Source organism: Streptomyces sp. NPDC035033 (assembly GCF_040636735.1).
Lineage (GTDB): Bacteria > Actinomycetota > Actinomycetes > Streptomycetales > Streptomycetaceae > Streptomyces.
Window position 1 is genome coordinate 62,009 of record NZ_JBEZUZ010000005.1, and the last position, 13,788, is coordinate 75,796.

Annotated in this window: 7 protein-coding genes; 5 read left to right on the top strand and 2 right to left on the bottom strand. The window is 73.9% G+C overall.

Annotation, left to right across the window (positions count from 1 at the left end; genetic code table 11):
• Positions 1 to 3: 3 nt before the first annotated feature.
• The 4 genes from AB0E83_RS04240 to AB0E83_RS04255 all read left to right on the top strand — a co-directional run bounded on the left by AB0E83_RS04240 (position 4) and on the right by AB0E83_RS04255 (position 5,973).
• A complete protein-coding gene (locus AB0E83_RS04240) occupies positions 4 to 894 on the top strand; it encodes an ABC transporter permease (RefSeq protein WP_362105586.1) in 891 nt (296 codons plus the stop codon).
• Positions 891 to 2,735 (top strand): ABC transporter ATP-binding protein, encoded by a 1,845-nt coding sequence (locus AB0E83_RS04245; RefSeq protein WP_362105589.1) that lies wholly within the window; start codon positions 891 to 893, stop codon positions 2,733 to 2,735. The genes AB0E83_RS04240 and AB0E83_RS04245 overlap by 4 nt, the downstream gene beginning before the upstream one ends.
• Before the next feature lie 101 nt (positions 2,736 to 2,836).
• Positions 2,837 to 3,661, top strand: coding sequence for a formylglycine-generating enzyme family protein (locus AB0E83_RS04250; RefSeq protein ID WP_362105701.1), 825 nt, complete (start codon positions 2,837 to 2,839; stop codon positions 3,659 to 3,661).
• Positions 3,658 to 5,973: an arylsulfatase gene (locus tag AB0E83_RS04255; protein ID WP_362105592.1), complete on the top strand. Its 2,316-nt coding sequence runs from the start codon at positions 3,658 to 3,660 to the stop codon at positions 5,971 to 5,973. The genes AB0E83_RS04250 and AB0E83_RS04255 overlap by 4 nt, the downstream gene beginning before the upstream one ends.
• Before the next feature lie 80 nt (positions 5,974 to 6,053).
• Here AB0E83_RS04255 and AB0E83_RS04260 read toward each other — a convergent pair whose 3' ends face one another.
• Together AB0E83_RS04260 and AB0E83_RS04265 are read right to left on the bottom strand one after the other, a co-directional pair.
• Positions 6,054 to 8,288 (bottom strand): sulfatase-like hydrolase/transferase, encoded by a 2,235-nt coding sequence (locus tag AB0E83_RS04260; RefSeq protein ID WP_362105595.1) that lies wholly within the window; start codon positions 8,286 to 8,288, stop codon positions 6,054 to 6,056.
• A 382-nt stretch (positions 8,289 to 8,670) separates the two neighbouring features.
• Positions 8,671 to 10,842: a M4 family metallopeptidase gene (locus tag AB0E83_RS04265; RefSeq protein ID WP_362105598.1), complete on the bottom strand. Its 2,172-nt coding sequence runs from the start codon at positions 10,840 to 10,842 to the stop codon at positions 8,671 to 8,673.
• Between the two features lie 177 nt (positions 10,843 to 11,019).
• Between AB0E83_RS04265 and AB0E83_RS04270 the strand changes: the two genes are divergently transcribed.
• The gene (locus AB0E83_RS04270) at positions 11,020 to 13,743 is read left to right on the top strand and encodes an AAA family ATPase (RefSeq protein ID WP_362105601.1); all 2,724 of its coding nucleotides are present in this window, start codon (positions 11,020 to 11,022) and stop codon (positions 13,741 to 13,743) included.
• Positions 13,744 to 13,788: the final 45 nt, after the last annotated feature.

The window sequence follows — 13,788 nt, forward strand, 5'->3', positions numbered from 1 at the left end:
GCCATGACAGCCCTCTCAGCCCCGTCCGCACCGCGCGAGGCCCGCACACCCGAGCCCCGCACGACACCGGCCCGCAAGGGCCGCCACCCCTACCGGACCGCGTTGTCCTCCGCCCGGGCCCGCACCGGCCTCGCCCTCGTGGGCGTGGTCGTCCTCGCCGGGCTCCTCGCCCCCGTGCTCGCCGGGCACTCGCCGACCGACCAGAGCGGTCTCGCCCTCGCCCCGGTCGGCACCCCCGGCCATCCGCTCGGCACCGACGACCTCGGCCGCGACCTGCTCGCCCGCCTGCTGTACGGCATCCGCGCCGACCTCGGCATCATCGCCGTCGCCGTCCCGCTGGGCGCCGTGCTCGGCTGCCTGCTCGCCCTGGCCGCCGCCCTCCACCCGGCCGTCGACACCGTCGTCCAGCGCGCCTTCGACCTCGTCCTGGCCTTCCCCGGCCTGATCCTCGCGCTCGCCGTCACCGCCGTCCTCGGCCCCGGCCGGCTGCCCGTGATCCTCGTCGTCGCGCTCGCCGAGATCCCCGTCTTCGGACGGCTCCTGCGCACCGGCATCCTCACCCAGCGCGGCCGCGAGTACGTGACCGCCGCCCGCGTGGGCGGCACCTCCGGCACCAGGATCCTCACCCGGCACGTCCTGCCCAACGCCGCTGACCCGCTCGTCGTCCAGTTCGCGGTCTCCCTCACCATCGCCGTCTTCCTCGAAGGGGCCATGAGCTTCCTCGGCGTCGGTGTCCGGCCGCCCGAGCCCACCCTCGGCGCCGTCCTCAGCCAGTCCATGCCCCACCTCGCCGAGGCCCCGCACTTCGCGGCCGGCCCCCTGGCCACCGTGACCGCGCTCGTCCTCGGCCTCTCCCTCGTCGCGGAGGCACTGAACCGGGAGATACGCCGATGACCACCGCCCCGCTCCTCGACGTCCGCGACCTGCACGTCACCTTCACCACCCCCGACGGCACGGACCTCCACGCCGTCCGCGGCGTCTCCTTCAGCCTGCGCCGCGGCGAGACCCTCGCCGTCGTCGGCGAGTCGGGATCCGGCAAGTCCACCACCGCCCTCGCCCTGCCCCGCATGCTGCCCGGCACCGGCCGGATCACCGGCGGCTCCGTCCTCCTCGACGGCACGGATCTCACCGCCGCCGGCGAGGACGAGCTGCGCGCCGTGCGCGGCACCCGGATCGGCATGGTCTTCCAGGACCCGATGACCTCCCTCAACCCGGTCCTCACCATCGGCCGCCACCTCGACGAGGTCCTCCGCGCCCACGAGTCCCGCACCCGGCGCCGCGACCGGCCCGCCCGCCGGGCCCGTGCCCTGGAACTCCTCCGCCTCGTCGGGATCCCCGACCCCGAACGGCGCCTCCACGACCACCCGCACCAGTTCTCCGGGGGCCAGCGCCAGCGGATCCTCATCGCCATGGCCCTCGCCGGCGAACCGGACGTCCTCGTGGCCGACGAACCCACCACCGCGCTCGACGCCACCGTGCAGGACCAGATCCTCACCCTGCTCGGCGACCTCACCCGTACCACCGGCACCGCAGTCGTCCTCATCACCCACAACCTGGGCGTCGTCGCCCGCTCCTGCGAGCGCGTCCTCGTCCTCTACGGCGGCACCGTCGTCGAGGAAGGGCCCACCTCCGAAGTCCTCGCCCGCCCGCGCCACCCGTACACCGCCGGCCTGCTGGCCGCCGTGCCCCGGCTCTCCACCCCCTCCGGCACCCGCCTGACCGGCATCCCCGGCACGCCGCCCGACCTGCGCCTGCCGCTCGCGGGATGCGCCTTCGCCGCCCGCTGCCCGCTCGCCGAGGACCGATGCGACACCTCGGCACCCGCGCTCACCCAGCTCACCGACACGGTCCGCGCCGCCTGCCACCCCGCCGCCGAACGGGCCGAACCGCTGCCCCGGCCCGCACCGCCGGCCCCCGTCGACCGGCCCGCACCCGGCTCCGTCGTCCTGGAGGCCGAGACGCTCCGCAAGACCTACCGGTCCCGGCGCCGCCGCCTCACCGCGCTCGACGGCGTCTCCCTCACCCTCCGGGCGGGGGAGACCCTGGGGATCGTCGGGGAGTCCGGCTCCGGCAAATCCACCCTCGCCCGCATCCTCGCCCACGCGCACCCCGCCGACGGCGGCCGGATCCTCCTCGACGGCCAGGACGTCACCCGCCCCGACCGCACGGCCCTGCGCTCCGTCCGCCGACGCGTCCAGATGGTCTTCCAGGACCCGTACGCCTCGCTCGACCCGCGCATGACCGTCGGCGACATCGTCGCCGAACCGCTGCGTGCCTTCGGCATCGGCACCGCCGCCGAACGGCCCGCCCGCGTCGCCGCACTCCTCCGGCTGGTCGGCCTCGACCCGTCCGGCGCCGACCGCCTGCCCCGCTCCTTCTCCGGCGGACAGCGCCAGCGCATCGGCATCGCCCGGGCCCTGGCCCCCGAACCCGCCGTCCTCATCTGCGACGAACCCGTCTCCGCGCTCGACGTCTCCGTCCAGGCCCAGATCACCGGACTGCTCGCCGACCTCCAGGCCGAACTCGGCCTCGCCCTCGTGTTCATCGCCCACGACCTCGCCGTCGTCCGCCAGGTCAGCCACCGCATCGCCGTGATGCACCAGGGCCGGATCGTGGAGACCGGCGCCGCCGACGAGCTGTGCGAGAACCCCCGCGACCCGTACACGCGCACCCTGCTCGCCGCCGTACCCGAACCCGTGCCGGCCACCGCCTCCACCGAGAAGGTCGCCGCATGAGCGCCTGCTGCACCCCCGGCAGGGCGTGCGCCGCCGACCGCCGGGCCGACCCCGCGCCGCTGCCTCCACCCACCGTGCGGACCGCCCCGCCGCCCCACCCCATGGTGGAACTGCCGGGCGGCACCTTCCGGATGGGCGACGCCTTCGGCGAGGGGTACCCGGCGGACGACGAGGGCCCGGTACGGGAGGTGACCGTCGCCCCCTTCGCGATCGACACGACGGCCGTCACCAACGCCCGCTTCGCCGTCTTCGTCGAGGCCACCGGCCACCGTACGGACGCCGAACGCCACGGCTCCTCCTTCGTCTTCCACACCCTCCTCCACCCGGCCGCCGCGGCGCACGTCCTCGGCCGGGTCGCCCGGACGCCGTGGTGGCTTGCCGTCGAAGGAGCCACCTGGCACAGCCCCGAAGGGCCCGGATCCGGCATCGAGGCCCGCGCCGACCACCCCGTCGTGCACGTCAGCCACTCCGACGCCCTCGCCTACTGCGCCTGGGCCGGACTCCGGCTGCCCACCGAGGCCGAATGGGAGTACGCGGCCCGGGGCGGACTCGACGGAGCCCGCTACCCCTGGGGCGACGACCTCACCCCCGGCGGCCGCGAGATGTGCAACACCTGGCTCGGCGACTTCCCCCACCGTTCCGCCCGTCCGGCCGGGGCGACCGGGACCGTGCCCGTCACCGCGTACCCGCCCAACGGGTACGGGCTCCACAACGTCTCCGGCAACGTGTGGGAATGGTGCGCCGACGGCTGGGACCGGGACGGGCGCGAGCGCGTCATCCGCGGCGGCTCCTACCTGTGCCACGCCTCGTACTGCAACCGCTACCGCGTCGCCGCCCGCTCCCGCAACACCCCGGATTCCTCGACCGGCCACGGCGGATTCCGCTGCGCCCGCTCGCTCCCCACGGAAGGACCCCGCCACCCATGAGCCCCGGCACCCGCCTCGACCCGTACGAAGGCTTCCCCGGCCGCGTCGGCCGCACCTTCGCCGAGTCCGAACCGGCCTGGCCGCCCCGCACCACCCCGCCCGCCGGAGCCCCCAACATCGTCGTCGTGCTCGTCGACGACATGGGCTTCAGCGACATCGGCCCCTTCGGCTCCGAGATCCCCACCCCGGTGCTCGACCGGCTCGCCGAGGACGGCGTACGGCTCGGCAACTACCACACCATGCCGCTGTGCTCACCCGCCCGCGCCGCCCTGCTCACCGGCCTCAACCCGCACCGCGTCGGCTACGCCATGGTCGCCAACTCCGACCCCGGCTTCCCCGGCTACGGCATGGAGATCGCCGACTCCATCCCCACCCTGGCCGAGCTCCTCCACGACGCCGGCTACGCCACCTACGCCGTCGGCAAGTGGCACCTCGTGCGCGACTCCGCCTCCAACGCCGCCGACGACCGCGCCAACTGGCCCCTGCAGAAGGGCTTCGACCAGTACTACGGCGTGCTCGAAGGACTGACCAGCCTCTTCCACCCGCACCAGCTCGTCCGGGACAACAGCCCCCTCGACATCGACGAGTTCCCCGACGGCTACTACTACACCGACGACATCACCGACCAGGCCATCGCCATGGTGAAGTCGCTCCGCGCCCACGACCCGGACAAGCCCTTCCTCCTCTACCTCGCCCACAACGCCGTCCACGGCCCCCTCCAGGCCAAAGCCGAGGACATCGCCCGCCACCGCGGCCGCTACGACGACGGCTGGGACGCCCTGCGCGAGCGCCGGTTCGCCGCCCAGCTCGCCGCGGGGCTCTTCCCTCCCGGCACCGAACTGCCCGCGCGCAACGCCGAGGCCGGACTCGACGTCCCCCCGTGGGACTCGCTCACCGCGGAACAACAGCGGCTCTACGCCCGCTACATGGAGGTGTACGCGGCGCTCGTCGACAACATCGACCAGAACCTCGGCCGGCTCACCGACACGCTCGCCGCCCTCGGTGAACTCGACAACACCGTCATCGTGTTCACCTCCGACAACGGCGGCACCGGCGAGGGCGGGCGCGAGGGCACCCGCTCGTACTTCAGCCGCTTCGTCCACCATCCCGGCCTGCCCGCCGACTGGGACCCGGACGTCGACCGCGACCCGGAGCTCATCGGCGGCCCGCGCAGCCTCGTCCACTACCCGCGGGGCTGGGGCATGGCCTCCAACACTCCCTTCCGCCTCTACAAGGGGCACACCTACGCGGGCGGCGTCCGCGTCCCCTTCGTCCTCTCCTGGCCCGAGGGAGTGCGCAGCGGCCGGCTCGCCCCCGGCATCCGTCCGCAGTACCAGTACGTCACCGACATCACCCCCACCCTCCTCGAACTCGCCGGGATCGAACGCCCCGAGCGCCGGCGGCACGTCCCGGTCCAGGAGCCCGACGGCACCAGCTTCGCCCCCGTTCTCGCCGACCCCGCCCACGACTCCACCCACCCCGAGCAGTACTGCGAGATGACCGGCAACCGCAGCCACTACCGCGACGGCCACAAACTCGTCACCCTGCACCGCCCCGGCACTCCGTACGACGACGAGGAGTGGGCCCTCTACGACATCCGCACCGATCCCACCGAGATCCACGACCTGGCGGCCGAGCGGCCCGGCCTCGTGAAGGAGCTGTCCCAGGCGTGGGAGGAGGCCGCCCGCCGCAACGGCGTCTTCCCGCTGCCGGACGGCAGTGGCGCCCTCGCCCGCCGCAACCCGGCCGAACAGCGCCTCGCCCGTCCCCTCACCCTGCTGCCCGGCACGCCCGAGCTGGAGCGCTACCGCTCGTCGAGGCTCGTCTCCCTGCGCTCCTTCACCGTCGAGGTCCTGCTCGACGAACCCGGTGAGGGCGTCCTCGTCTCCCACGGTGACCAGGGCGGCGGCTACAGCCTGTACGTCGAGGACGGCCGGCTGACCTTCGCCTACAACGAGTACGGCCGGCTCCAGGAGACCGACGCCGGCCCCCTGGCCGCGGGCCCCCACGAGATCGTGCTCGCCGCGACCGCCGAGGAGGGGCTGCGCTGGAGCTTCACCGTCGCGGTGGACGGCGAGGAGCGGGTCGCCCCCGACAGCGTGCACCAGCTCATCGGGATGGCCCCGTTCCAGGGCATCAGCGTCGGCGTGGACCGCAAGTCCCCGGTCTCCTGGCCCCTGTACGAGCGCCGGCGCTCCTTCCGTCACACCGGCGGCATCCGCTCCGTCACCTACCGCCCGGGCCCGCCCGGACCCGACGCCCCGGACGCGGTCGCCGCCGCCCTGAAGGAGGCGGCCTCGGCCTTCGAGTAGTCCGACCAGGGGTCCGCCGTGGAAGAGGCCGTTTCCGAGTCTGCGGAAACGGCCTCGTGCGTGGTGATGAACGCGGGAGGTCACTCCACGGTGACGTGGGCCAGGGCCCAGGAGGTGTGGTCGAAGGACGTGCGGTTGTTCGCGTCCTCGACGACCAGCCGGAGGACGCGGACGCCGCGTACGTCGAGGTCGACCTGGACGGGGCCGGTGGCCGCCGTGAGCGTGGAGGTCGTCAGGAGCAGGCGGTCGTCGCCGTAGACCTTGGCCCGGGTGGCGCCGAGGCCGCTCTGCCTGGCGGAGAAGTCGTCGATGCCGACCAGGGACGTGAAGCGGAGTGCGGCACCGCCGAGATGGAAGGCGATGTCGCTGGGCGCGTGGACGCCCAGACCCTTCGGGTAGGCCGTACCGCCGAAGGAGATCAGCGGGCCGTCGCCGGCGGCGTTCTTGCCGTTGGAGGCGTCGCGTTCCACCGGTCCCCAGCCGTTCGTGGCGCTGATCCAGGTGAGGTCGGAGAGGTACGCGTCGCGGATCGGGGCAGGGGGCGGTGTCGTGACCGTGCCCGTGGCCGGGTAGCGGACCGGGCCGCCCGGGGTGAGGGCGCTGCCCTCCGCGGTCAGTGTCCACCTGGCCGCGGGGGAGGTGGTCGAGGGCGGGGTGACCTGCCAGGAGGCGGTGAGCCGGCCGCCGACGGCGAGCTGGTCCGCGGTGGTCGGGGAGGTGGGGGTCACGGACCAGCCGCCAGGGGCGCGAAGGGCGAGCGCGGCCGCGGTCCACGGGCGGGAGGAGCCGTTGTGGAGCGTGGCCGTCACGGTGAACGCCTGTCCCGGGACAGCCAGTCCGGGCAGGGTCACACGGGCCCCGAACGGGATGCGCGGATACGCGTCCTTCCAGGAGGAGCGCATCAGTGCCACCAGCTCCGCGGCCCTCGCCGGGTGCCGGTCCACGAGGTTGCCGGTCTCCCCGGGATCGGTGGCCAGGTCGTACAGCTCCACCTGCCACTGCTCGTCGGGGAGGGTGCGGTCCCGCTCGGGGGCGAAGCGCAGGGCCTTCCAGTTGTCCCTGCGGACCGCCTCGGCGAGCCAGGTGGCACGCCCGCCGTCCTGCGCGTTGGCCCGGCTGGTGACGCCCCGCTCGTCGCGGAACCAGTACAGGTGTCCGTGGCGTGCCGCGTCGGCGCCGCCGACGAGCAGGGAAGCGGCCGACAGCCCGTCCACGTCGGTGGGGGAGGGGGCGCCGGCGAGCTCGGCCAGGGTGGGGAGCACGTCGGTCAGCGGCGTGGGGCGGTCGCTGGTGCCCTGCCGGACCCGACCGGGGCCCCAGGCGATGAGGGGGACGCGTACGCCGCCCTCGTAGAGATTGCGCTTGTAGCCGCGCAGCGGGCCGTTCGCGTCGAACAGGTCGGGGTTGACCCCGCCTTCCTCGTGGGGGCCGTTGTCGCTGGTGACGAGGACGATGGTGTCCTGCTCCAGGCCGAGCTCCCGGAGCCGGTCGACGACCTTGCCGACGAGCGAGTCGAAGGAGCCGACCTGGGCCGCGTGCCCCTTGTTCGCGGCCGTCCAGGCTCGGTCCGCGTAGGCGCTGGAGTCGGGGATGTCGCTGGGGGCGTGCGGCACGTTCGGGGTGAGCAGCAGGAGGAACGGCTCGGAGGCGTGGTCGCCGATGTACTCCAGGGCGCGCTGCTCCAGGAGGTCCGGGGCGTATACGGCCTTCACGCCGCCGGCGTTGGCGGGGATGGGTTCCTTGACGTCGTTGTGCCAGAGGTACGCGGGGTAGTACTGGTGGGCGTGGCTGTGGTCGATGTAGCCGTAGAACTCCTCGAAGCCCCGGGCGGAGGGGTGACTGTCCTGGCCGGTGGCCTCCGGTCCGAAGCCCCACTTGCCGATCACGGCGGTGCGGTAACCGCGGGCCCGGAGCACTTCGGCGAAGGTGGTGTCGTCGGCGGTGAGCGACCCCTGGCCGCCGGAGGAGGGGTTGGCACGGACGGTGGAGTGGCCGGTGTGGAGTCCGGTCAGCAGGGAGCAGCGTGACGGGGCGCAGACGGCGGCGGTGGAGTAGGCGTCGGTGAAGCGCAGCCCCTCGGCGGCGAGCCGGTCCAGGCGGGAGGTGGTGATCAGCTTCTGGCCGTAGGCGCCGAGCTCTCCGTAGCCGAGGTCGTCGGCGAGGACGATGACGAAGTTCGGCGGCCGGGTGCCCGCGGCCTCGGCGGCGTCCGGGACCGTCTCCGGCGGCGCCGCGAGCGCCGAACCGGTGGTGGTGACGGTGGCCAGACCGAGGGCGGCGGTCGAACCGGCCAGGAAGGTACGGCGGCTGGGCATGGCGGACGGCTCCTCGGGACAGGGGCGGGTGTGCTGCCGATCCTGGACGGGAGAGCCGCGCCGGGACCATGCACACGGCATGAAGAACATGTGACGGCGGCCGACCCGACGGATGCGGGTCGTCAGGGGAGGGTGGCGCCGCTTGACGTTCATGACGCCCGCGCAAGGGGTGCGGGCCCACCGTGACCTGCGGGGAGGCGCTCCGTCGGGTGTGCTTCTGCCGATCTACCGGGCCACCTTCAGCCCGGCTCCGCACGTGCGGGCGGGCCGGGCCGGGGCCCGGGGAGCGGGAACCGGGCCGCCCCGCGCGCGGTGGCTCCTGCGGCCGGAGCGCCCGAGGAGGGGTTCCGGCCGCAGGAGCACTGGCGGTGAGCTGGACCGGTCAGCCGATGGCGATCTGGTCGACCAGGAAGATGGTCGACAGATAGGTGTCCTCGGTACCGGCGAACTCCAGCTTCACCGTCTGCCCCTTGTGGGCGGACAGGTCGACGGTCTTCTGGACGTATCCGGAGCCGGCGTCGGCGTTGGAGTAGGTGGCCAGCGTGGTGCCGTTGACGTTGACCTTGAGGGTGTCGTAGGCGGTGGAGCCGGACTCCTGGGTGGAGACCTTCAGCCAGAAGGTGAGCTTCGGGGCGCCGGTGGAGGGCACCGCGATGTTCGACTGGGACAGGGATTCGACGGTGTCGGCGCCGTAGCCCATCATCCAGGCGTACCAGGACCCGTCGCGCGCGGCCTGCAGGGACGAGTTGGTGATGATGTTGTCGCTCTGGGTCCAGCCGCTGGTGCCCTGCTCGAAGCTGCCGTTGGCCAGTGCGTTCCCGCCGGGGGGCGTGGTCGGCGAAGGAGTCGGGTCGGTCGGGGAGGGGGTGGGGGTACCCGTGCCGGGGTCGGGCAGGGCGGTGCCGACGCTGACGGCGGCCCACGCCTTGGAGACGAGGTAGCGCTCCTGGGAGTTGGTGCCGTAGAGGTCGGCGGCGGCCTGCAGGGTGGCGGTGCGGGCGCCGGCGTAGTTGGTGGTGGAGGTCATGTAGGCGGTCAGCGCGCGGTACCAGACCGCGGCGGCCTTGTCCTTGCCGATGCCCGCGAAGGTGTCGTTGTTGCAGGTGGTGCCGGTGTGCGAGCGTCCGCCGATGGTCTTCGCCCCGGTGCCCTCGGCCGCCAGGTAGAAGAAGTGGTTGCCGATGCCGGAGGAGTGGTGGACGTCCGCCGATCCGGCGCCGGAGTTCCAGCAGGACAGCGATCTGCCGTCGGCGGCGGGGTTGTCCATCCGGCGCATGTATCCGCCGGACATGTTGAGCTTCTCGCCGATGTAGTAGTCGCCCGGGTCGCCGGCGTTGCCGGCGGAGAACTCGACCATGGTGCCGAAGATGTCGCTGGTGGCCTCGTTGAGGCCGCCGGACTCGCCGGAGTAGGTGAGGTCGGCGGTGGCGGCGGTGACGCCGTGGGTCATCTCGTGGCCGCCCACGTCGAGCGTGGCGAGCGGGGTGTTGCCGTTCTGCGAGGAGCCGTCGCCGAAGTACATGCAGAAGCAGTTGTCGTCGTAGAAGGCGTTGAGCAGGTTGGTGTCGACGTGGACGTAGGCGCGGGCGCCGCGGCCGTCGTTGCGGATGCCGGAGCGGTTGAAGGAGTTCTTGTAGTAGTCCCAGGTCTTCGCCAGGCCGTAGGAGGCGTCCACCGCGGCGCTCTCGCGGCTGGACGTGGTGCCGTTGCCCCAGGAGTTGGTGGTCTTGGAGAAGGCCCGGGCGTTCTGCCGGGGGTTCGACTGGGGGCTGTTGTAGGAGTCGTAGACGATCGTGCCGCCGCGCGCCGGGTCGGTGAGGGTGTAGCCGCCGGCGGTCTGGGTGGTCTCGAGGGAGACCTGGCCGACGGTGACGCCGTTGCCGGTGCCCGTGACGCTCTGGTGCAGCTCGTACTGGTCCAGCGGCGCGCCGCTGATCGCGTCGACGATCACCGCCTCACGCGAGGTGGGGCCGGTCTCGCCCTCGCCGGTGACGGTCGAGCGGTAGGCGAGGACGGGGATCTTGCCGACCGCGTACACCACCAGGGTGCTGTCCTTGCTGCCGGCCTTCGCCTTCTTCACGTGCTTGGCGTGCCTGACGGCCTTGGCGGAGGCGTCGGCGGCCGTCAGTTTCGGGGTGGTGCCGGCGATCCGGATCGCGCCCTGGTGCGCCAGGTCCGAGCCGGTGATCGTGCCGTCCCCGGCGAGGTGCACCACCAGGTCGCCGCCCATCACCGGCAGCCCGCTGTACGTGCGGTCGTAGCGCACGTGCCGGGTGCCGTCGGCGTCGATCAGCACGTCCTTGGTCACCAGGCGCTCGTCGGGGCCCAGGCCGAGTTCGCGGGCGGTCGCGGCCGCGTTCCGGCCGGCCGTGCGTATCGCCTCGCTGCGCGCGTCCGCCGTCATCGCCCGGAACCCGGCGCCGGGTTGGGCGGCGGAGGTGCCGGCGGCCGCGGCGGGCCGGGGGGCCGCGGTGGACTGGGTGGCCACCATGGTCACGGAGCCCAGGGCGAGGGCTGCCGCGACACCGGCCGCCAGGGCGTTCTTGCGGTTCATCGCAATCCTTCCGCCGGGCCTCGTCGGGGAAACGCCGCGGAACGTCATCTGAAGTACGGGGGGCGTTCGGCAGCGGTTGGCTCGGCTGTGCCATGAGGCTAGGGACGCGAGGGGCGGCCGGCATCGGGGCGATCCCTTGATCTGGACGGGGAGGCCGGGCGGGCGCACCATGGCCCGATGCAAGACTCTGCGACGTGGATGAACGCGTCCCACGAGGCCGGTCCCGTGCTGCCGGTGATGCCGGAAGACGTGCACGGCACCCGCCGGGTGGTCCTGTTCGGGCCGCCCGGAAGCGGCAAGACCACCGCGGCGGAGACCCTGGGGCGACGGCTGGGACTGCCCGTCCTGCGGCTGGCCCCTGGCCCACAGGACACCGGGATCCCGTACACCGGGCTGCTCGAACTCGCGCTGGCCCTATCGGCCCTGCCCGCCGCGCGGGAGCTGACGGCGGCACTCGACGAGACCGCCGGCCGGTCCGGTTCCCCGGACGATGCCGGTCGGGCACTTCGGCTGCGCCGCCTGACCTCCGCTCTGCTGCAGGAGGCACCGCCCATGACCCTGGTGGTGGACAACGCCCAGTGGCTGGACGCCGGCAGTGCGGCCGTCCTGGGCTGGGCGCTGCGCCTGACCCCGGACCTCCCCGTCATCGCGGCCGAGCGCACCCGGCGCCCGCAGGCCGGCTGCCACTGGTGCGGGGAGGACACGCGCGCGGTGCGCATCCCGCCCCTGACGGCCCCTCAGGTCGCGACGCTGCTGTCCCCGTACGGGCTCGCCGCCCGCGAAGTCACGCGCGTCCACGCTCGCAGCGGCGGGAACCCGGCCCTGGCCCTGGCGCTGGCCGACTCCGCGCGCCCGCTCCCGGACCGGGACGGTGACGGCGAGCCGGCCCTGCCGTCGACGGCCCGCCGGCTGGTGGGCGAGTGGCTGGACGAGGTACCGGCCCAGGTCCAGGAACTGCTGACGTTCGCCGCACTCGACGACCGGCCCGACCTCGAACTGCTCGGCCGCCTCGCCGGCCCGGCGGCCGAGGCCCTTCTCGCCGAGGCCGAGGCAGCGGGGCTGCTCGACGCCGGACAGTCCGACGGGACGGTGCGGTTCACCGCCTCCGCGATCGGCACCGAACTCGTGGCCCGGCTGCCGGGCCACGAGCGCAGGCGCCTGCACGCCCGCCTGGCCGAGGCCAGCCGTGACAGCGTCCGCCGCGACCGGCACACCGTGCTGGCGGCCGACGCCGCCGACCCGCGGTCGGCCCTCCGCGCCGCCGGTGCCGCCGTACGCGCCCGGCAGCGCGGCGACCACGCGCTCGCGGCAGAGCTCTCCCTCCTCGCCGCCCAGCGCACACCGCACGACGACGGCGACCTGCTCACCGAACGGGCCCTGACCGCCGTACGTGACGCCGCCCACTACGGCGACCTTCCCCGGACCCGGGCCGCCGCCCGCCTCGTCCTGGGCCACGACACCACCCCCGACCAGCGCGTCGACGCCCTCGTCGCCCTGATCGACGCGAGCGGCCGGCACCTGCACAGCGCGGACGAACTGTTCGCCGCCGCACTCCGCGCGGCGGCCGGACGACCCGACCTCACGGCCCGGCTCCTCATCCGCCAGTCCGTCTGGGCCAACGTCAACGAAGGCGACCCCCACCGGGCGTGCGACCTGGCAGGCCGGGCCACCGCCCTCGCCGAGACCGCCGGCGACACGACCACCACCGCCATGGCCCTCACGATGGAGGCCCGCCTCCAGCGCGTCCTCGGCCACCCCGACGCCGAGACCACCCTCGGCCGCGCCCTGTCCCTGCCACGCGCCGCCTCCATCCCGGCCAACGGCACACCCCAGCACCTCGCCGCCCGGCACGCCCTCTTCGACGACCACCCCGAGGAGGCCCGCACCGCGTTGCTTCCCCTCCTCGTCGAAGCCGAGCGCACCGGAGACACGGAGGCGACCGTGGACATCCGGCGCAGCCTCGCCGAGGCCGAACTCCGCGCCGGACGGTGCGCCAGAGCACTCGACCACGCCCACCGCGCCCAGGCGCTGACCGACGAAGCCTCCCTGTCACCCGCACCGGCGTGCTACACCTCCGCCCTCGTCGAGGGCGCCGCCCGTCGCACCGACCTCGCCCTCCTCCACGCACGCCGCGGAGTCGACACCGCCCGGCAGGAGGACAACAAGGTCTTCCTCTCCCGCAACCTCTTCGCCCTCGGCCACCTCCTCCTGGCCACCGGCCGCCCCAAGGAAGCCCTGGAGGCTCTCGAAGAGGTGCGGGACCTGGAGGGACTCCAGCAGGTACGCGACCCCTCCGTCCTGCGCTGGCATCCCGAACTCGCCGAGACGCTCGTCACCCTCGGCCGCCTCGACCAGGCGCAGAGCCTGCTGGACGACACCCGCCGCACAGCGATCGATCTCGGCAGGCACACGGTCCTTCCTCCGCTCGAACGCGCCCAGGCGCTCCTGGACGCCGCCCGTGGCGACTACGACACCGCGGCCCGGCGCCTCACCGACGCGGCCGGCCACCTCCGCCACCTCCCCCTCGAACGCGGCAGGACCCTGCTGGCGCTCAGCCACACCGAACGGCGTGGACGCCGACGCGCCAGCGCCCGCACCGCCGCGCACAGCGCCATCGACCTCTTCACCGCCCACCAGGCACACCCCTGGGCCGAAACCGCCGCGCACACCCTCAGACGGCTGGAAGCCGCCCCCGCGGACGACAACGCCCACCCCCGCCTCACCTTCGCCGAGCAGCGCTGCGCCGAACTCGCCGCCGCCGGAGCGAGCAACCGCGACATCGCCACCGCCCTCACCGTCAGCGTCAAGACGGTCGAAGCGACCCTCACCCGCGTCTACCGGAAACTCGGCCTGCACTCACGCTTCCAGCTCGCGCACACCGTCACACCGGCACGCGGGTGAGCCACCCGGGCGGCTGCGGGAGCCGCCCGGGTTCAGCCGTGGCCC

Coding starts and splice junctions, on each gene's coding strand:
- AB0E83_RS04240 (WP_362105586.1), top strand. CDS start 4: ATGACAGCCCTCTCAGCCCCGTCCGCACCGCGCGAGGCCCGCACACCC.
- AB0E83_RS04245 (WP_362105589.1), top strand. CDS start 891: ATGACCACCGCCCCGCTCCTCGACGTCCGCGACCTGCACGTCACCTTC.
- AB0E83_RS04250 (WP_362105701.1), top strand. CDS start 2,837: ATGGTGGAACTGCCGGGCGGCACCTTCCGGATGGGCGACGCCTTCGGC.
- AB0E83_RS04255 (WP_362105592.1), top strand. CDS start 3,658: ATGAGCCCCGGCACCCGCCTCGACCCGTACGAAGGCTTCCCCGGCCGC.
- AB0E83_RS04260 (WP_362105595.1), bottom strand. CDS start 8,288: ATGCCCAGCCGCCGTACCTTCCTGGCCGGTTCGACCGCCGCCCTCGGT.
- AB0E83_RS04265 (WP_362105598.1), bottom strand. CDS start 10,842: ATGAACCGCAAGAACGCCCTGGCGGCCGGTGTCGCGGCAGCCCTCGCC.
- AB0E83_RS04270 (WP_362105601.1), top strand. CDS start 11,020: ATGCAAGACTCTGCGACGTGGATGAACGCGTCCCACGAGGCCGGTCCC.